The 18334-nt window shown below is 49.2% G+C and carries 17 protein-coding genes, 1 other RNA gene and 1 other annotated feature; of the genes, 2 read left to right on the forward strand and 16 right to left on the reverse strand.

Annotation, left to right across the window (positions count from 1 at the left end; genetic code table 11):
- Positions 1 to 54: 54 nt before the first annotated feature.
- The 6 genes from MKY22_RS11165 to recD2 form a co-directional block, all read right to left on the reverse strand.
- Positions 55 to 348 (reverse strand): DUF1292 domain-containing protein, encoded by a 294-nt coding sequence (locus tag MKY22_RS11165; protein ID WP_023468908.1) that lies wholly within the window; start codon positions 346 to 348, stop codon positions 55 to 57.
- Positions 335 to 622 carry a DUF1292 domain-containing protein gene (locus MKY22_RS11170; protein ID WP_023468909.1) on the reverse strand — a complete coding sequence of 96 codons (288 nt, stop codon included), beginning with the start codon at positions 620 to 622 and terminating at the stop codon, positions 335 to 337. The genes MKY22_RS11165 and MKY22_RS11170 overlap by 14 nt, the downstream gene beginning before the upstream one ends.
- A 14-nt stretch (positions 623 to 636) precedes the next feature.
- Complete coding sequence (ruvX, locus tag MKY22_RS11175) at positions 637 to 1059, reverse strand: Holliday junction resolvase RuvX (protein WP_023468910.1); 423 nt, start codon at positions 1057 to 1059, stop codon at positions 637 to 639.
- Positions 1056 to 1325 (reverse strand): IreB family regulatory phosphoprotein, encoded by a 270-nt coding sequence (locus MKY22_RS11180; protein ID WP_029342229.1) that lies wholly within the window; start codon positions 1323 to 1325, stop codon positions 1056 to 1058. The genes ruvX and MKY22_RS11180 overlap by 4 nt, the downstream gene beginning before the upstream one ends.
- A gap of 34 nt (positions 1326 to 1359) precedes the next feature.
- Complete coding sequence (alaS, locus tag MKY22_RS11185) at positions 1360 to 4002, reverse strand: alanine--tRNA ligase (RefSeq protein WP_341088836.1); 2643 nt, start codon at positions 4000 to 4002, stop codon at positions 1360 to 1362.
- Positions 4003 to 4059: 57 nt separating this feature from the next.
- Positions 4060 to 4270: a binding site (T-box leader), on the reverse strand.
- 42 nt (positions 4271 to 4312) lie between these two features.
- Positions 4313 to 6538 carry an SF1B family DNA helicase RecD2 gene (gene recD2 / locus MKY22_RS11190; RefSeq protein WP_023468913.1) on the reverse strand — a complete coding sequence of 742 codons (2226 nt, stop codon included), beginning with the start codon at positions 6536 to 6538 and terminating at the stop codon, positions 4313 to 4315.
- Between the two features lie 116 nt (positions 6539 to 6654).
- Between recD2 and MKY22_RS11195 the strand changes: the two genes are divergently transcribed.
- Positions 6655 to 7203 (forward strand): VOC family protein, encoded by a 549-nt coding sequence (locus tag MKY22_RS11195; protein ID WP_341088838.1) that lies wholly within the window; start codon positions 6655 to 6657, stop codon positions 7201 to 7203.
- Between the two features lie 46 nt (positions 7204 to 7249).
- On the opposite strand, the gene MKY22_RS11200 is transcribed toward MKY22_RS11195, so the two are convergent.
- The 4 genes from MKY22_RS11200 to cymR are packed head-to-tail and all read right to left on the reverse strand — an operon-like array spanning position 7250 to position 10615.
- Positions 7250 to 7915 carry a tetratricopeptide repeat protein gene (locus MKY22_RS11200; protein WP_290778306.1) on the reverse strand — a complete coding sequence of 222 codons (666 nt, stop codon included), beginning with the start codon at positions 7913 to 7915 and terminating at the stop codon, positions 7250 to 7252.
- 13 nt (positions 7916 to 7928) lie between these two features.
- Positions 7929 to 9050: a tRNA 2-thiouridine(34) synthase MnmA gene (mnmA, locus tag MKY22_RS11205; RefSeq protein WP_029342234.1), complete on the reverse strand. Its 1122-nt coding sequence runs from the start codon at positions 9048 to 9050 to the stop codon at positions 7929 to 7931.
- A gap of 16 nt (positions 9051 to 9066) precedes the next feature.
- Positions 9067 to 10194 carry a cysteine desulfurase family protein gene (locus MKY22_RS11210; protein ID WP_341088839.1) on the reverse strand — a complete coding sequence of 376 codons (1128 nt, stop codon included), beginning with the start codon at positions 10192 to 10194 and terminating at the stop codon, positions 9067 to 9069.
- A 13-nt stretch (positions 10195 to 10207) separates the two neighbouring features.
- On the reverse strand, positions 10208 to 10615 hold the full coding sequence (gene cymR, locus MKY22_RS11215) for a cysteine metabolism transcriptional regulator CymR (RefSeq protein ID WP_056062801.1): 408 nt from the start codon (positions 10613 to 10615) through the stop codon (positions 10208 to 10210).
- 60 nt (positions 10616 to 10675) lie between these two features.
- Between cymR and MKY22_RS11220 the strand changes: the two genes are divergently transcribed.
- Positions 10676 to 12013 (forward strand): replication-associated recombination protein A, encoded by a 1338-nt coding sequence (locus tag MKY22_RS11220; RefSeq protein ID WP_047393656.1) that lies wholly within the window; start codon positions 10676 to 10678, stop codon positions 12011 to 12013.
- 12 nt (positions 12014 to 12025) lie between these two features.
- On the opposite strand, the gene MKY22_RS11225 is transcribed toward MKY22_RS11220, so the two are convergent.
- The 6 genes from MKY22_RS11225 to hisS form a co-directional block, all read right to left on the reverse strand.
- Entirely contained in the window at positions 12026 to 12790 is a 765-nt protein-coding gene (locus MKY22_RS11225) for a tRNA threonylcarbamoyladenosine dehydratase (RefSeq protein WP_023468920.1), read from the reverse strand.
- Positions 12791 to 12883: 93 nt separating this feature from the next.
- A non-coding RNA gene (gene ssrS / locus MKY22_RS11230) (6S RNA) lies at positions 12884 to 13073 on the reverse strand.
- Between the two features lie 74 nt (positions 13074 to 13147).
- A complete protein-coding gene (locus tag MKY22_RS11235) occupies positions 13148 to 14332 on the reverse strand; it encodes a DASH family cryptochrome (protein WP_341088840.1) in 1185 nt (394 codons plus the stop codon).
- A 290-nt stretch (positions 14333 to 14622) separates the two neighbouring features.
- Positions 14623 to 15207 carry a DNA-3-methyladenine glycosylase gene (locus MKY22_RS11240; RefSeq protein ID WP_290778321.1) on the reverse strand — a complete coding sequence of 195 codons (585 nt, stop codon included), beginning with the start codon at positions 15205 to 15207 and terminating at the stop codon, positions 14623 to 14625.
- A gap of 62 nt (positions 15208 to 15269) precedes the next feature.
- Positions 15270 to 17036: an aspartate--tRNA ligase gene (aspS, locus tag MKY22_RS11245; RefSeq protein ID WP_290778324.1), complete on the reverse strand. Its 1767-nt coding sequence runs from the start codon at positions 17034 to 17036 to the stop codon at positions 15270 to 15272.
- Positions 17033 to 18313 carry a histidine--tRNA ligase gene (hisS, locus tag MKY22_RS11250; protein ID WP_064299563.1) on the reverse strand — a complete coding sequence of 427 codons (1281 nt, stop codon included), beginning with the start codon at positions 18311 to 18313 and terminating at the stop codon, positions 17033 to 17035. Before hisS ends, aspS begins: the two co-directional genes overlap by 4 nt.
- Between the last annotated feature and the right edge of the window lie 21 nt (positions 18314 to 18334).

Here is an 18334-nt window from a genome sequence, read left to right on the forward strand (position 1 = left end):
CAAGGTGACATCGTAAGAGAAAGTCTCTTACGACGTCACCTGTCATGAGTCGGGTTAGTCTAACTGATCTTCGAGCGTGTTAAAGACTTCTTCGATTTCATCCCAAGTCGCTGTATCATCTTCATCGATCGGTACGAGGTTGAAGTCGTTGTCTCCATCACCGTATTCGTCAAGTTCGTAAACGAAGATATCGACTTCTTCTGCTTCGTCATAGTCTGCTCCGATTGGCTCAAGGAAGATGTATGTCTTACTCGAACGTGGGCTTTCGTAACGCAGACGTTCTACGAATTCGAAATCATTTCCTTCGCCGTCCGGAATTACGTAACGTGTTGGTTCATTCTGTTGCATCAGTGATCCGCTCCTTTAACGCAAGCTCGAGTTCATCCCAAGTTTGCTCATCATTTTCATCGATCAGGCTCAATTCGAAATCATCTTCGCCTTCTCCATATTCATCGATCTCACAGATGATCAGATCATCTGCTCCTTCGTCAGGGTTACCGATCATTTCAAGAAACAGATAGGTTTTTCCTGTACGTTCACTCGAGTAACGGTACCATTCTTCGAAAAGATGTTCGCCGCCCTCTTCATCTGGAAAGAGATACTGACGTTTTTCTTCAGCCATCGGTTTCTCCCCCTTCATCGGTTCGTCCGATCCAAGTACGATTGCAGGATCATGACGGCAGCCATCTTATCGATGACTTGTTTACGCTTTTTACGGCTGACATCGGCATCGATCAGCATCCGTTCTGCTTGCATCGTCGTCAACCGTTCATCCATGAAGACGACTTCAAGCCCGGTATGCTGTTCGATTTCCTTCGCAAAAGCTTCACTTGCTTCTGCGCGGGGACCGATGGAACCGTTCATGTTTTTCGGAAGACCAATGACTAGGATTTCGACATTGTATGTCTTCATGATGACATCGAGCCGTTTGAAGGCTTCTGGGTAATCCGGTTCCGTCCACTTGACCGTCTCGACGCCTTGCGCCGTCCAGCCCATCAAGTCACTGACCGCTACCCCAATCGTCTTCGAACCGACATCTAGTCCCATTGCACGTTTCATTTTGAATTTCCACTCTCCGCCAAATAAGATTTCACGAGTTCTTCGAGCAATTCGTCGCGTTCAATCTTACGAATTAAATTACGTGCGTCATTATGACGAGGAATGTAAGCAGGATCTCCTGAAAGGAGATAGCCGACGATTTGGTTGATCGGATGATATCCTTTTTCTTCTAAAGCATGATAGACCGTCAACAACACATCACGTGTCGCTGCTTTGTTATCGTCTTCCGGAAAGTTGAATTTCATCGTTTGATCCATCTGACTCACGTTCATCACCTCTTTCATATACACTACGTTTCTATTATGCCAGTGATTGCACGTATTGTGAAGCGTACGCGAGTGCTTCTTCTAATTTCGACGCATCTTTTCCACCAGCTTGAGCCATGTCAGGGCGACCGCCACCGCCACCACCGCAGCGTGTTGCGACTTCCTTGATCAATTTACCAGCATGATAGCCTTGGTCGATTAAATCTTTTGAGACGCTTGCGACGAGATTGACTTTCTCACCTTGCGCACTTCCGAGAACGATGATTGCCGATCCGAGCGAGCTCTTCAACTCGTCCATCATACCGCGAAGAGCATCCATATCTGAGACATCGACGCGTTTCGCAAGCACACGCACACCGTTGATTTCCTCAACATCGTCCTTCAATGAAGCAGCTTCGATGTTCGCGAGTTTTGCTTGCAACGATTCATTCGCCCGTTCCGTCTCACGGAGCTGTTGTTGCAGTGCTTCGATGCGAACAGGAACTTCTGTCATCTTCGTCTTCAAGACAGCTGCTGCTTGTTCGAGTGTTTCCAAGTGTTGATTCATGACACGATATGCGCCTGCACCCGTTACCGCTTCGATTCGGCGTGTACCTGCACCGATCCCAGACTCTGAGACGATCTTGAACAGACCGATCTCTGCAGTGTTTCCGACGTGGATTCCGCCACACAATTCAATCGAGTATGTGCCTGCTGAGACGACACGGACCGTTTCCCCGTACTTCTCACCGAACAATGCCATCGCGCCTTTTGCTTTTGCATCAGCGATGTTCATCTCTTCGATATCAACCGGTAATGATGCCCAGATCGCTTGGTTGACGTCTTGTTCGATTTTTGTCAACTCTTCTTGTGTCACGGCACCGAAGTGTGAGAAGTCGAAGCGGAGACGTTCTGGAGAAACAAGTGATCCCGCTTGGTTGACGTGTGTTCCGAGCGTGTCTTTCAATGCTTTATGAAGCAAGTGTGTTGCTGTATGGTTTTTCGTGACGGCTTTACGTTCTGCTGCTTCGACGTTTGCAACGACGTCTGCAGCTTCCGTTGCGATCCCTGTACGAACGATGACCGTATGCAAGTTTTGACCGTTTGGTGCTTTTTGAACATCTTTGACATCAAGAACGAAGTCTTTGCCTTCGATTGTTCCTGTATCCGCGACTTCACCACCACTTTCAGCGTAGAACGGTGTGATGTCGAGAATGACTTGTGCTTCTTCACCAGCAGCGACTTCTGTGACTCGTTCTCCATCATGCAACAATGCGATGATTTTCGCATCCGCCTTAAGGTCGGTATAGCCGACGAACGTACTTTTATCTTTTAGCGTTGAGAGGACTTCCGATTGCTGTTGCATCGAACCACTCTCTTCACGCGCTGCACGTGCACGCTGACGTTGTGCATCCATCGCTAGTTTGAAGCCTTCTTCATCAACAGACATCTGATGATCTTCCGCATACTCGACTGTCAATTCGAGTGGGAAACCATACGTGTCATACAGACGGAACGCATCTTCGCCACTGATGACGTGCTCACCGTTTGATTTAGCCGTCTGAGCGACCGTGTTCAAGATTGCAAGACCGTCATGAAGTGTCTCGTGGAAACGTTCTTCTTCGTTTTTGATGACACGTTTGATGAAGTCTGCTTTTTCTGGAACTTGTGGGTAGAAGTCGACCATGACATTCCCGACCGTATCGACGAGTTCATACATGAACGGACGTTCGATTCCAAGCATCTTCGCATAACGAACCGCACGGCGTAGTAAACGACGAAGGACATATCCACGACCTTCATTCGAAGGAAGCGCACCATCACCGATCGCGAATGATACGGTACGGATGTGGTCTGCGATGACTTTGAATGCTACATCGAGTTTCGAATCATCACGGTAGATTTTACCGCTGATCTCTTCTGTTTTGTGAATGATCGGCATGAACAGATCCGTATCGAAGTTCGTCGGCACGTCCTGCATGACACATGCCATCCGTTCAAGTCCCATTCCTGTATCGATGTTTTTACGTGGAAGTTCCGTGTAGTTGCCGTGTCCATCGTGGTTATACTGACTGAAGACGATATTCCAGATCTCGAGATAGCGTTCGTTTTCGCCACCTGGATAGAGTTCTGAATCGTTCGGATCGTCTCCAAAAGCAGGTCCACGGTCGAAGAAGATTTCCGTGTTCGGACCAGATGGACCTTCACCGATTTCCCAGAAGTTATCTTCAAGTGGAATGATCCGCTCAGCCGGTACACCGAGTTCAAGCCAGATTTGACGCGCTGCGTCATCTTCCGGGTGAATCGTGACCGAGAGACGTTCCGGGTCAAGACCGTACCAGTCATCACTCGTCAAAAGTTCCCAGCCCCATTTGATTGCATCTTCACGGAAGTAATCACCGACAGAGAAGTTTCCGAGCATCTCGAAGAACGTATGGTGACGTGCTGTTTTCCCGACGTTTTCGATATCATTCGTCCGGATTGATTTTTGTGCGTTGACGATACGTGGATTATCAGGAATGACACGACCATCGAAATATTTCTTGAGTGTCGCAACCCCTGAGTTGATCCACAAGAGCGATGGATCCTCGACCGGTACGAGTGAAGCACTCGGTTCGATCGCATGCCCTTTGCTTTGGAAGAAATCAAGATACATCTGACGGATTTGTGCACCCGTTAATGGTTTTAAAGCTTTCATGAACAGTTACCCCCATTGGTTTTATTTGGACGCAAAAAAGCGATGCCTTCATCCCTGAAAAGGGACGAAAGCATCGCTTCCGTGGTACCACCCTCGTTCGTAAGCAATCCATTGCTTACCTCGAACATCTGATAACGGGGATGACCCGCAGGTGTTTACACCCGACTCCGGAAGGAGCTTCAAAGGGACTCGAGAAAGTGATTGCAGCAGATTCACTTCTCTCTGGACTCGAGTTTTCCTTTTACTTATCTTCCATCAACGTGTTACGTCCATTCATCTATCGTGATTATTACCTATCGTACAGCATCCGTCAAGTCTTTGTCACCCCACCGAGTCGTTCAATCAATCGTGTTCGGCGCCGCGGCTCCTCTTCTTGCGACGCTTTATGAAACGCTCGTGGGTCGCCGAACAATAATAAACTCGACTTCGCACGGGTGACCGCCGTATAAATCAAGTTTCGAGAATGTTTGAATGCCCCCGTGAAATAGACCGGCATCAAGACGATCGGGAACTCGGACCCTTGTGCCTTGTGAATCGTAATCGCGTAGGCATGCGTGAATTGATCCCAGTCACTCCGGTTGTACTCGACTTCCGTCTGGTCGAAGCGGGCGATGATCTTATCCACCTTGTCGACGTTTTCTTTGGCGAAGAAGATATTGACGATTTCGCCGATATCTCCGTTATAGACGTTCTCTTCCGCATTGTTGACGAGCTGAAGAATCTTGTCCCCGGTCCGGTAAATCCGGGTGCCTTGTTTGACTTCGCGTTTTTTCGGTTCCTCCGGATTGTAGACGCGTTGCAAGGCGACATTCAGTTCGTCGATTCCGACCTGACCACGGTAAGTCGGTGCCAAAACCTGAACATCGAATTTCGAATACCCTTTTGCGAGTGCTTTTTCCGCGAAGGCTGAGATGCCGCGTAACGTCTCTTGCGGAGACGCAGTGTAAAAGCGACGATCCGCAAGTGGTGATAACAAATCAGCTGACGTCGTCCGGTTCTTCAAATCGTGCGCGAGCCGTAAAATCGAAGAATCTTCCGCTTGGCGATGGACGACGTTCAAACGAACGACGGGAATCCCTTCCGTATCCATCAAGTCTGCCAGCACTTGCCCAGGACCAACGGATGGTAATTGATCCCGGTCACCGACGAACAAGATTTTCATACCGTTCGGCACAGCACGGAGCAGACTCGATAACAAGTAGATATCAATCATCGACGACTCATCGATGATCAGTACTTTCCCCGTGATCGGCTGATCTTCATTTAATTGGAAATTCGTTCCGTCATACTTCAACAGACGATGAATCGTCATCGCTGGGACGTCCGTTGCTTCCGACAGACGTTTAGCGGCGCGTCCGGTCGGTGCAACAAGGACGTATGGATAGACATCCCCTGTCTTGACGCGACTCTTCTCAAGCGGCCAGTCATGAATTTCTTGCAACGCATGCAAAATTCCCTTGATGACAGTCGTCTTACCGGTACCCGGTCCACCAGTCAAGACCATCAGCGGCGCTTTGACCGCTAACTCGATCGCTTCTCGCTGTTGCGCCGCATATTCCATCCCAAACTGTTCTTCGAGATGCCCGATTGCTTCAAGGATCGTCGCGACATCGACTTCCTGTTCGGCACCGTTTGCCATGACGCGTGCTAGCTCCTTCGCCGCTCGGACTTCCGCATAAAAGATCGTCGGTAAATACAAGCAACCTTCTTCGAGCTTGACCTTATCTTCAGCGAGCAACAGTTCGATCGCTTGTTCCAGCCGCTCTCCCGGATCTTCCCCTAGCAGACGGGGTGCCCGTTGCAACAGCGAGTCGACCGTCGCGAAGGCATGTCCCTCGCCCGCTTCTTGTTCTAATATGTGCATGATCGAAGCAGCGACACGCTCTGGATGTAATCCGACGAGTCCGAGATGTGAGGCAATATGATCGGCTGTCTTAAAACCAATCCCATTCACTTCATACATCAAGGAATACGGATTCTCCCGAATCCGTGCCATGGCGTCGCCCTCGTACGCGGCATAGATCTTTGCCGCTAGCTTCGGTGTGACATCAAACGGTGCTAAGAACAGCATCAACTGATCGACACCGTATAACGTGGCGAGTCGACTCAAGATGATGTCAGCTTGTTTTTGTTTTAACCCAGGCACCTGATTCAGTACCCGTTCATCTTTCAAAATGAGATCCACTGCCTCTTCTCCGAGAGCATCGACGATATTTTTCGCTGTCTTCGGACCAATGCCGGTGAACGAACCATTCGTCAAGAAGCGGATCGTCGCATGTTTTGTCATCGGAACCGATCGTCGAATCAGCTCCGCCTTCAGTTGTTTTCCGAACCGGGGATGATCGACGAGACGACCGAATGCTTGATACGTTCCTCCGAGTTCGATCCCAACCCCAGTACCCGTGATGACGAGCTCGGTTTCTTTCAGTTCAAAGTTCTTTTCTTTGACGGCGACCAATACAATGGAGTGTGCTTCTTCTTCAGAAGAAAAGAGCACACGTTTGACGCGCCCGACGACTTGATGGGGGTGCTCCATCACTCCACCTTCTTTCTCTCTTTTTCATTCGCTGCTTTCATCATAGCATTCGTTTACCGGATTTTAAATCAGGGAAAGATACCGTGAAACATTTCGTTAAGAGGAGGAGTTCAAGGATGGCACGTTTACCGATTGCAGGATTGTGTGAATTAGTACTTGAAGTCGAAGATATGGACCGTGCGGTTGGCTTTTGGAATGGGACACTAGGCATTCCAGTCGTCGAGCAATGGGCACCTGAGGATGCTGAGCCGAGCAAAGAACAATCTAAACAAGATGGGGTCTGGGCAACGTGGCTCTACATTGGCGGCAACACCCGACTCGGTCTTTGGCTGAAACGGGACTTCACGATGGAAGAACGAACCGTCAAACACTTACCGGTCTCCGAATGGGATACGTTGTACGATGAAGGCGGAGTCCATGTCCACTGTGCCTTTTACGTTGAGAAGGACGAGTTCCAGCAAGCCTTAAATCAGCTTCGGGAAGCTTCAATCACCGTGAAGCTAAGAGAATGGGATGAACAGGAGACCTCGAACCAAAAAGAGTATTCCGCTTATTTCAAGGATACAGAAAATAACGTCATCGAACTGTATACGAAAAACATGGATGAAGCCTATGAAGACTTTTCCGGACCTCCGCTTCGTGTCATCCGTGAAGTCGGGAATTAAATAGCATAAAAAAAGACGACTCCGCCTGGAATCGTCTTTTTTTAGATCAATCTGCTTGTTTTAATAACGCATCCATCTTCGCTTTTGCATCTCGTGCAAGCGCGTGTTCCGGCTGATAGGCAAGAACGGCTTCAAGTTCTGCATAACAGGCTTCTTGTTGACCAAGGAAAGCAAGGGCAATCGCATAATTGTATCGTGCATCCGTATGCGTTTCGTCAAGCATCAAGACGTGCTCGAACATCTCGACCGCTTCTTCCAACTTCTCGTTTTGCGCTAAGGCAAGTCCGTATTGGAATGCGATCTCGATATCGACACCGTTTAATTCTGACGCGCGCTGTAGACGAGGTAAGCCACGTACTGGATCACCTAGTTTTTGATACGTCATCCCAAGCATGAAATGGAGATCCGCGTCGTCAAGTCCATATAATAACGCTGCCCGCAATGATTCCTCTGCTTCGACGAGTTTATCGGCAGCAAAGAACAGCGCCCCTTTTGCATAATAGGCACTCGCAAACGTGTTATCGATCATCAGTGCCCGGTCATAAAAACGAAGGGCACGATCAGCATCGTTCATCGTTTGGAGTAATGTTCCAAGATTGACGTACGCTGTCGGATCTTTTGGATTTTCTTCGATCGCGTCGTTAAACGCTTGCGCTGCTAATTCATAATTTCCAGCTTCTAGATGCCGGAACCCTACTTCATTATAGTTCATCTTCTTTTGCTCCTTATGCTAAATAAGCGAGGCGTTCGCCTGCTTTATAGGCTGCATCGATTGTGGCACCACCGAGGCAGATGTCTCCATCATAGAACACGACCGCTTGTCCTGGTGTGATTGCTCGTTGACGCTCGTCAAACGAAACATCGAGTCCATCTTCAAGGACACGAACCGTGACGGCTGTGTCTTGTTGACGGTAACGGAATTTCGCTGTGCAACGGAATGTCTCACCGACTGGACGTTCAGATGTCCAACTGACATCTGAAGCAAGTAACCCTTCCGAATACAATAATTCGTTATGGAATCCTTGATCGACATAGAGAATGTTCTCTTTTAGGTTTTTTCCGACGACGAACCAAGGTTCTCCGTCGCCACCGATACCAAGCCCGTGGCGTTGCCCCATCGTATAGTACATCAATCCATCGTGACGACCCATGACGTTGCCGTCAAGCGTCCGCATCTCACCGGGTTGTGCCGGTAGGTATTGACCGAGGAACTGTTTGAAGTTCCGCTCGCCAATGAAGCAAATACCGGTCGAGTCTTTTTTCTTAGCTGTTGCAAGGTTCGCTTCTTCTGCGATCCGGCGCACTTCTGATTTTTCCATGTGACCGATCGGGAACATCGCCTTCGCAATTTGCTCTTGCGACAATTGATTCAAGAAATACGTTTGATCCTTGTTTGCATCGACACCACGAAGCAATTTATGTTCTCCATCTTCATAGACAGCACGTGCATAATGACCTGTCGCGACGAAATCGGCACCAAGACGCATCGCGTGATCGAGGAAGGCTTTGAACTTGATTTCCTTGTTACACATGACGTCTGGATTCGGTGTCCGACCGAGTTTATATTCATCGAGGAAGTACGTGAAGACCTTATCCCAGTACTCTTTTTCAAAATTGACCGCATAATACGGAATGCCGATTTGATTGGCTACGGCGATGACGTCTTCATAATCTTCCGTCGCCGTACAAAAGCCGTTCTCATCCGTGTCATCCCAGTTTTTCATGAAGATCCCGATGACGTTATAGCCTTGCTCTTTTAATAAATGAGCGGTCACAGAAGAATCGACACCGCCCGACATCCCAACGACGACTGTCGTTTCACTCGGGGCTTTCGCTCGTGTATTCATTTATTTCACCTCTTAGTTAATTCTGAAACGATTTTACGACATCTTGCAAGGCTTGTGCGAGTAGTTCGACTTGCGCGAGCTCATTTCCGTGACCAAAACTGATTCGGACCGATGCTCGTGTCCGTTCATCTTCGCCATACATCGCCGATAAGACATGCGAAGGTTCGACGGATCCTGCCGTACATGCACTCCCGCTCGATACGGCCATCTGGCGCATATCGAGCATGATCAGGAACGGTTCGATTTCAATTTGCGGGAAGTAAAGATTGAGGACATTCGGCAATCCTTCAACACCGTTGACTTCGTAAGTGATGCCACTTTCATCCAAGCGTGTTAGCAAAACGCTACGCAGTTGTTTGATGTGGTCCTGCTGTTGATCGCGCTCTGCGATCATCAGTTCGAGCGCTTTCGCTAAACCGACGATTCCCGGTACGTTCTCCGTACCAGCGCGACGCTTGCGTTCCTGTTCTCCGCCATACGTCTGCGTCGCTAATTTCACACCTGTCCGTACATATAATAGACCGATTCCTTTTGGACCATTGATTTTATGACCAGACGCGGATAAAAGATCGACCTGTAACGCTTCGACATCGATTGCTTGTTTTCCGAACACCTGCACCGCGTCCGTATGGAACAAAATACCGCGTTCTCGTAAAAATTGACCAATTGCCGCAATCGGCTGGATCGTTCCGACTTCATTGTTGCCGAACATGATCGAGACAAGTGTCGTATCTTCCCGGACAGCTTCTTGCAAGGCAGCCAATGAGACGACGCCTGTCGTTGGTACATCAAGATACGTGACGTCATAGCCTTGTTTTTCCAGCTCTTCGAACGCGCGGAGCACGGCATGATGCTCAAACCGTGTCGTAATGAGATGACGTCCTTTTTCACGCGCTGCCTCTGCCGCACCGAAGATGGCATAGTTATCCGACTCCGTTCCACCACTTGTGAAAATCAGTTCGGTTGGTTTCGCGTTCAATTCTTGTGCGATCTGCCGACGTGCTTTGTCAATCGCTGCACGAGCAGACCGACCAGCCGCATGGACACTCGATGGGTTACCATACTGTTCGAGCAAATAAGGCGTCATCGCCTCAAGGACTTCCGGACGCATCGGCGTCGTCGCCGAATGGTCAAAGTAATTCATTCGTTTTCACCTCTCAAATATAGAACATGTATCCTGTATCGTCTTCTTCCGCTAAGTCTTGTAGCGTCGTTGAATCGAGTACTTGATCGACTGCTTGTTGGATTTTATCCCACAGTTTGCGTTTCGTGACCTCGTCACACGCATCACCTTCGACGACGACGAGTGGTCCTTCAAGTAAGCGGATGATTTCACCCGCTGTGATGCTTTGTGCTTCACGACCGAGCTTATATCCGCCGTAAGCGCCGCGGACGCTTTTGACGAGACCACCATTACGAAGTGGTGCGATCAATTGCTCGAGGTAGTGTTCAGATAAGTCATACATCTGCGCGATTTTCTTTAAGGACAATGGTTTAGATTCAGCTTCTTTCGCGAGTGCGATCATGATCGTCAGACCATATCGCCCTTTCGTCGAGATTTTCATCATGCGAAGGATCATCCTTTCTAGTATAGTAGTAGCTAAAAGTGGAAGGAGCGTATGTGTATGGCACATTTATTTGAATCCCAGTCTCCTGCCGGACCGCTCGCGAATCGAATGCGTCCGCAGAATCTGGATGAAATCGTCGGACAACGTCATCTAATTGGAGAGACAACGCTCCTGCGGCGTGCCATCTTAGCCGATCGTCTCGGAACCGTCATTTTTTACGGTCCACCCGGTACCGGTAAGACGACGCTCGCACGTGTCATCTCCAGTTATACGAAATCAGCATTCGAGCAATTGAATGCGGTCACGGCGAAACTGGAACAATTACGGGAAATTCTAAAAGCAGCCGAAGCTCGTCTTCAGTTCGAGGATCAAAAAACGATCCTTTTTCTCGATGAGATCCATCGGTTCAATAAGATGCAGCAAGACGCCTTACTGCCAGCGCTTGAGGCGGGTACGATCACATTGATCGGGGCGACGACGGAAAATCCGAGTTTTGAGGTCAACGCCGCTCTCTTATCGCGGGCAACAGTCTTTCGTTTTGAACCCCCGACGGCAGACGATTTACGAATCGTCCTCGACCGGACCCTAAAAGACGAAGAACGTGGTCTTGGCAAATATCCGATCACGATCACGGATGACGCGATCGATCATTACGTCAAGTTGTCGGATGGCGATTACCGGGCATTATTGAATGCGCTTGAACTCGCCGTCTTAACGACACCGGAAATCGATGGTCAGATCACGATCGATCTCGCTGTCGCCGAGGAATCGATTCAACAAAAAGCATTGAAGTACGATAAGGACGGCGATCGGCATTATGATGTCATCTCCGCCTTCATCAAATCAATTCGGGGTTCCGATCCCGACGCTGCGCTCTACTGGCTCGCTGTCATGATTGAAGCGGGCGAAAGTCCGCGCTTCATCGTACGGCGTCTCTACGTCCATGCGGCAGAAGACATCGGTCTGTCTGATCCGCAAGCGTTATTAATGGTCGATGCCTGCGCACGCGCGTGCGAGTACGTCGGTTTCCCTGAAGCAAGGATTCCGCTCGCTGAAACCGTCTTATATCTCGCGACGGCACCGAAATCGAATGCTGTCATCTCAGCGATCGATCAAGCATTGACACTCGTTCGCCGTTCAGACGGCGGTCCGGTACCGCCACATTTGCGCGATGCCCATCATCCAGGGGCAGCGGCACTTGGGAATGGCGTCACCTATCAGTACCCGCACGACTTCGAACATGCCTATGTGCCACAGAATTACTGGCCGGAAAACCTTGCCCGGACAAAACCGGTCTTTTATCGTCCAAGCCCACGCGGTTTTGAGAAACAACTGCAAGCTCGACTTGATTTTTGGAACAAACAAACAGCCACACATCAGAAAAAGCGACCATAAGGTCGCTTTTTTTTAACGAACGCGTTCGATCGTCACGCCGGCTTCACGGACGATCTCGTTGATGACGTAGCTCGCTGCGATCAATCCACCAACTGATGGAACGAACGCATTCGAACTTGGCGGCATCTTTGCCTTACGAATTGCAGCCGCATCGTTTCCGACGACTTGACGGACTTCTTCGATGATCTTAACGGGCGGTTCATCAGAGAAGACGACAGGAACACCTTTATGAATACCGGCTTTCCGAAGTTTCGTCCGAATGACCTTCGCTAGTGGATCATAACTTGTATCTTTGATGTCAACGATCTTGATGCGAGTTGGATCCATCTTGTTCGCCATCCCCATGCTTGAGATGATTGGAATGTTACGTTTCTTACATTCCTGAATCAAGTGAATCTTGAACGAGACCGTGTCCGATGCATCGATGACATAATCCGGTTGCTGTTCGAAGAACGACTCGAATGTCTCTTCATTGTAGAACATCTTCAAGCGAACGATTTCAAGATCCGGATTGATTAACGCAAGACGTTCTGCCATCGCATCGACCTTCGGTTGACCAACCGTCGGAAGCAAAGCATGGATTTGTCGGTTGACGTTCGTGATGTCGATATCGTCCTTATCGACGAGAATCAAACGACCTACACCACTGCGGGCAAGCGCTTCTGCTGAGAACGATCCAACACCACCGATACCCAGAATAGCGACGGACTTGGATGCCAATGCGTCAAGTCCAGTTTTACCGATTGCTAATTCATTACGCGAAAATTGATGTAACATCTCATAACCTCACAATACTCATACTGTTTTACTCGGAATTATATCATAAAAAAAAACGTCATGCGACGTGTCAAACAATAAAATAATAAGACGATGGGACCCGAAGTGCCGTGTCGATACCTTATTTTTGAACCTGCTGTGCAGGTGGGTGTCTTATCCGATTCCTATTCGTACGTCCTCCTGCTGTGTTACGAGGCATGTACTACTAGTTGGAACGTCAAACTCCCTATCAAAAAAGAGTGGCTCAAAGATAAAAGGCGGCTCTCGTACAATTCAGGAACCCCATCTGATGCATTTAATATAGCATCCTCCCCTCTGAAATGCAACTACTTCCCACTCCAGAAAAAGATGCTTTTTTCAGGTCCAACGTTTCGTGAAGTGTTGATTCGGATCATATCGTTGTTGTTGGAATGCGGGATCGAATCGTGGTGTGCGTGTCGCATTCCCGACACCCGCGATGAACGCCCAGTTCCCATAGTTCGAAGCGACATCATAGTCGATCAACTGCTGTTCGAAATATCGCGCTCCGATGCGCCAGTCCTGCTTTAATTCATGAATCAGATAACTGGCAACGATCTGCCTGCCGCGGTTCGACATCCATCCCGTCTCGCGAATCTCGTTCATGAAGGCGTCGACGAATGGCACACCGGTTTTTCCTTCTATCCAACGTTCGACAGCTAGCTGGTCCGCCTTCCACGTGGATTGACCTTCTTGTAATCCGCTCGCACGGAACAGACGGCTTCCTGTCTCACGCATCGTCAAATGGAAGAAGTCACGCCATAACAGTTCGAAATACAACCAGTACGTCGATTCATTCGCTCCCTTTTTTCGCTCGGCTTCCTGCAATTCAGCCATGACGCGACGCGGCGAGAGTGATCCGTTCGCTAGCCAGGCAGACAGCTTCGAAGAATCATTTCGTAAGAACCCATTCCGTGTTTCTTTATAGGTGAATACAGGCTCAGCAAGGTATTCCTTAAGGCGCGCTCTCCCTGCTGACTCTCCACCACGGAAGGGGAACGCGATTTCGGGATTCGCTTCGACCGATTCTTCTTTTACTAACTGAATACCGGTTGGTAGATCGAGTGGATCGTAGAAGGTCCCTCTCGCCTCGACACGTTTTCGAAATGCCGTAAAGACACGCTTTAATTCATCACTTCCGATATCTTCCCGTCGATGTAATGTCTGTGTTTCAAAAGAGCGGACGGTATATCTGTCTTCGATATACTGCTCACTTGTCGCTTCTTCTGTTCCGGTCATCTTATGGAAATAGACGGTATCATCCGCTTGCAGATAAGAATCGAGTGTCTCAATTGTCTCCCCTTCTACTATATCTAACGTAATCCCGATTTGAGACAGATGGCCCGCTAGGTTCTCTAGTGTCTCTTGTTCGAACCGTGCTTGTTGTGTACCTCTTTTAAAATCGCGTTTCTTTTGGTCTTTGACGTATATGGCACGAATGACGTCATGTTCTTCACACGCACTCCGAAGTGCCTCATGATCATCGACACGTAAATCATGACGATACCAAACGACTGCTCCCATATTGATCGACTCCCTTCTCCTTATACTATGACCCGACCAAGGTAGATAGAAAACCACTTGATGTGCCGATGAGGTTTTAAGACGTTGTTTTCGTGGAATATGATTAGTACAACAAATCAGAGGAGTGAATGAATCAATGGCAGCAAAACGCGGTAAACTTAGAACATTAATGACGCTCGTAACGACGGTTGGTCCAATCGTCTATAAATTCTATAAAAAACAGCAGTCGAAAAAATCAATCAACAACCCTAAATAAAAAATGGACGTCTCCTTATCGGAGCGTCCATTTTTTAACGTTTACTGACACCTTCACTCGCCTCTACATAAAACCGCCATGGATAGGCTGTCGCTTCTCCTGCGTTCGGAATACCGATCCGTGTCGTCTGGACGATCGCATCGACCGGGTCAGCAACGAGTCGGAACCGTGCTTGATAGAGATCCTGACCTGAATCCGCTGTCGTGAGACCGAATCCTTGGCACAGTTTCGCTGGTCCATTGACGAGATTACGCCGTTGCACCCCCGTCAACGCTGCGTAGGAACAACCAAAACGACGTTCCGCGACGAGGTCGTGCCCACTGATGATTTCCGCACCTCGTAGTAAAAGTCCGTATCCTTCCCCTTCATGTCCACAAACGATATTCATGCAGTGATGCATACCATATGTGAAATACACATAGAGATGCCCCGGTGGACCGAACATCGGTGCCGTCCGTTTCGTTGGTTTTCCGGAAAACGAGTGCGCTGCTTGATCGTGAGGACCGAGATAGGCTTCGACCTCGACGATCCGCATCGTCACCTCATCGACGGTGATCTGTGTTCCTAAGAAATCTGGACCGACTTCAACCGGTGAGCGTTCAAAAAAGTGTCGTTCCATCCGTTCGACCTCCTTCATGAAACAAGCGAATCTCCCATACCGGAAGATTCGCTTGTCGTGTCTTACGATTGTTTAACTGCTGTTCGAATCGAGAGATCATTTAATTGCGCATCCGAGACTGGGCTTGGTGCTGCCGTCAACAGATCGCTTGCTGATGCTGTTTTCGGGAAGGCAATCGTATCACGCAAGTTTGAACGTCCTGCGAGTAACATAACGAGACGGTCTAGACCAAGTGCGATTCCCGCATGTGGTGGTGTTCCGTATTCGAATGCTTCCATCAAGAAACCGAACTGCTCGTTTGCTTCTTCTTCTGTGAAGCCAAGCAACTTAAACATCCGCTCTTGGATATCCCGTTCGTAGATCCGTTGTGATCCACCGCCGAGCTCGTATCCGTTCAAGACGAGGTCGTACGCGACGGCGAGGACTTTTCCAGGATCCGTCTCGAGCAATTCGAGATCTTCACGACGTGGCATCGTGAACGGGTGGTGGTTCGCGTAGAAACGACCTTCTTCTTCTTCGTACGTGACGAGTGGGAAGTCCGTCACCCAAAGGAAGTTGAAGACCGACTCATCGATCAAGTCCAGTTCCTTCGCTAATTTCTGACGGAGCGCACCTAAGCTGTCTGCTACGATCGATGATTTTGCTGCGACGAACAACAATAAGTCGCCTGATTCCGCATCTGTCGCCGCTGTCAGGCGAGCAGTTGCTTCTTCGTCGAAGAACTTCGCGATCGGACCGTTCAGTCCGTCCGCTGTCACTTTGACCCACGCGAGACCTTTTGCACCGTAGATCGCCGTGAATTCTTGTAACTTATCGATATCTTTACGCGAGAAGCGCTCAGCTGCACCTTTGACGTTCAATGCTTTGACTTCGCCACCTGCTTTTAGTGCCATGTCGAATACTTTGAATCCTGCACCTTTGACGGCTTCCGCGACATCGATCAATTCGAGACCGAAGCGTGTATCTGGCTTATCCGAACCATACCGGCTCATCGCTTCCGCATATGGCATCCGTGGGAACGGTGTCACGATATCTTTGCCAAGCGTTTCCTTCATGACACGTGTCATCATCGACTCCATCATCGCATACAAATCTTCGATGTCCATGAAGCTCGTCTCGATATCGACTTGCGTGAATTCAGGTTGACGGTCTGCCCGTAAGTCTTCGTCACGGAAACAACGTGCAATTTGGAAGTATCGCTCAAAACCAGACACCATCAGCAATTGTTTGAACAATTGCGGTGATTGTGGCAAGGCATAGAACTCACCTGGGTGAACACGACTCGGAACGAGATAGTCACGTGCGCCTTCTGGTGTTGATTTCGTTAAGATTGGTGTCTCGACTTCCAAGAAGTCTTGCTCATCGAGGAAGTTCCGCATGATGTTCGATGCTTTCGAACGGAGACGGAATGTCTCTTGAAGCGACGGACGACGCAAGTCAAGATAACGATATTTAAGACGTAAATCTTCTGACGTCTGCTCTGCTTCTTCACTGATCGGGAATGGTGTCATTTTCGCTGCGTTCAAGATGACGACTTCATCCGCGACGACCTCGACTTGCCCAGTCGGGATGTTCGGGTTCGGATTCTCACGGCCGATGACGTGTCCTTTGATGTCGAGGACATACTCTGAACGAATCGATTCCGCAAGGCGGTGTGCCTGCTCGTTTTCCGGTTGGAAGACGATTTGGACGATGCCACTCCGGTCGCGGAGATCAAGGAAGATCAATCCTCCTAAGTCACGTCGTTTTTGAACCCATCCTTTAAGTTGAACGTGTTGACCGATGACTTCTTCTGTCACCTGACCGTTCATATGCGTGCGTCCGATCATTGTGCTTCCTCCTTTAATTTCGCGACGATCGTATCAGCGACTGCTGATAACGGAACGTCCGTCTGTTCCCCTGTAGCCATGTTCTTCAGCGCTGCTGCACCACGCTCAACTTCTTCATCCCCGAGGATGACCGTATAGCGTGCTTTCAAGCGATCGGCTGCCTTGAATTGTCCTTTGAACTTTCGACCGAGATAATCCCGATCCGCGACAAGTCCTTCGAGACGCATCAATTGTAAGAGACGTGTTGCCGTCTTTTCGACTTCGTCACTGCCTTGCGCGACGATGAAGACATCGATTTGATCATCGACTGGCGGTAAGACGTTCTCATTCTCAAGTGCCATCAATAAACGCTCGATGCCGATTCCGAATCCGATTCCCGGTGTTGCCGGTCCACCGATCTGTTCGACGAGACCGTTGTATCGTCCACCACCACATAATGTCGTGATCGCTCCGAAGCCTTCTGCTTCTGACATGATCTCGAATGCCGTGTGATTGTAATAATCGATTCCGCGGACGAGCGTTGGATCAACGACATACTCGATGCCGAGTGCATCTAAGTGAAGCAGTACTTCATCGAAGTAGGCTTTTGATGCCGGGTTTAAGTAATCGAGAATCGATGGTGCCGTTGCCATACTCGGGTGATCGCGGTCGACCTTACAGTCAAGGACACGAAGTGGATTCGTTTCGAGACGGTTCTGACAGTCCTGACACAACTCGTGAACGACCGGTTTGAAGTGATCGACGAGTGCTGCCCGGTGTGCGGCGCGACTTTCGTTATCCCCGAGTGTATTGATGACGAGCTTAAGGTGCTTCAATCCGAATGAACGGTAGATGCTCATCGCGAGACTGATGACTTCCGCATCGATCGCTGGTTGTTCACTACCAAGTGCCTCGACTCCATATTGGTGGAGCTGACGGAAACGACCTGCTTGCGGACGTTCATAACGGAACATCGGTCCAATGTAAAACAATTTCGTCGGTTGGTTCGGTGAACCGAACAGCTTGTTCGTCACGAATGAACGAACGACAGCAGCCGTTCCTTCTGGACGTAACGTCAACTGGTCTTTTCCGCGTTTCTCAAGCATGAACATTTCTTTTTGAACGATATCCGTCGTCTCACCAACGCCACGTTTGAAGAGTTCTGTCTCCTCAAAAATCGGCGTCCGAATTTCCTTATAGTTGTAACGCTTACTGATATCACGTAATTGTTGCTCGATGTACTGCCAGCGTTCGACTGTTCCTGGAAGGACATCAAACGTACCGCGTGGTAATTTCATCTCAAATTCCTCCTTTTTTGA

It is taken from the genome of Exiguobacterium sp. FSL W8-0210, assembly GCF_038006045.1.
Classification (GTDB): Bacteria; Bacillota; Bacilli; order Exiguobacteriales; family Exiguobacteriaceae; genus Exiguobacterium_A.

What these genes read in the sequence shown, in the direction of transcription:
- MKY22_RS11165 (WP_023468908.1), bottom strand. Translation starts at nt 348, where the DNA reads ATGCAACAGAATGAACCAACACGTTACGTAATTCCGGACGGCGAAGGA.
- MKY22_RS11170 (WP_023468909.1), bottom strand. Translation starts at nt 622, where the DNA reads ATGGCTGAAGAAAAACGTCAGTATCTCTTTCCAGATGAAGAGGGCGGC.
- ruvX (WP_023468910.1), bottom strand. Translation starts at nt 1,059, where the DNA reads ATGAAACGTGCAATGGGACTAGATGTCGGTTCGAAGACGATTGGGGTA.
- alaS (WP_341088836.1), bottom strand. Translation starts at nt 4,002, where the DNA reads ATGAAAGCTTTAAAACCATTAACGGGTGCACAAATCCGTCAGATGTAT.
- recD2 (WP_023468913.1), bottom strand. Translation starts at nt 6,538, where the DNA reads ATGGAGCACCCCCATCAAGTCGTCGGGCGCGTCAAACGTGTGCTCTTT.
- MKY22_RS11195 (WP_341088838.1), top strand. Translation starts at nt 6,655, where the DNA reads ATGGCACGTTTACCGATTGCAGGATTGTGTGAATTAGTACTTGAAGTC.
- MKY22_RS11200 (WP_290778306.1), bottom strand. Translation starts at nt 7,915, where the DNA reads ATGAACTATAATGAAGTAGGGTTCCGGCATCTAGAAGCTGGAAATTAT.
- mnmA (WP_029342234.1), bottom strand. Translation starts at nt 9,050, where the DNA reads ATGAATACACGAGCGAAAGCCCCGAGTGAAACGACAGTCGTCGTTGGG.
- MKY22_RS11210 (WP_341088839.1), bottom strand. Translation starts at nt 10,194, where the DNA reads ATGAATTACTTTGACCATTCGGCGACGACGCCGATGCGTCCGGAAGTC.
- cymR (WP_056062801.1), bottom strand. Translation starts at nt 10,615, where the DNA reads ATGAAAATCTCGACGAAAGGGCGATATGGTCTGACGATCATGATCGCA.
- MKY22_RS11220 (WP_047393656.1), top strand. Translation starts at nt 10,676, where the DNA reads ATGGCACATTTATTTGAATCCCAGTCTCCTGCCGGACCGCTCGCGAAT.
- MKY22_RS11225 (WP_023468920.1), bottom strand. Translation starts at nt 12,790, where the DNA reads ATGTTACATCAATTTTCGCGTAATGAATTAGCAATCGGTAAAACTGGA.
- MKY22_RS11235 (WP_341088840.1), bottom strand. Translation starts at nt 14,332, where the DNA reads ATGGGAGCAGTCGTTTGGTATCGTCATGATTTACGTGTCGATGATCAT.
- MKY22_RS11240 (WP_290778321.1), bottom strand. Translation starts at nt 15,207, where the DNA reads ATGGAACGACACTTTTTTGAACGCTCACCGGTTGAAGTCGGTCCAGAT.
- aspS (WP_290778324.1), bottom strand. Translation starts at nt 17,036, where the DNA reads ATGATCGGACGCACGCATATGAACGGTCAGGTGACAGAAGAAGTCATC.
- hisS (WP_064299563.1), bottom strand. Translation starts at nt 18,313, where the DNA reads ATGAAATTACCACGCGGTACGTTTGATGTCCTTCCAGGAACAGTCGAA.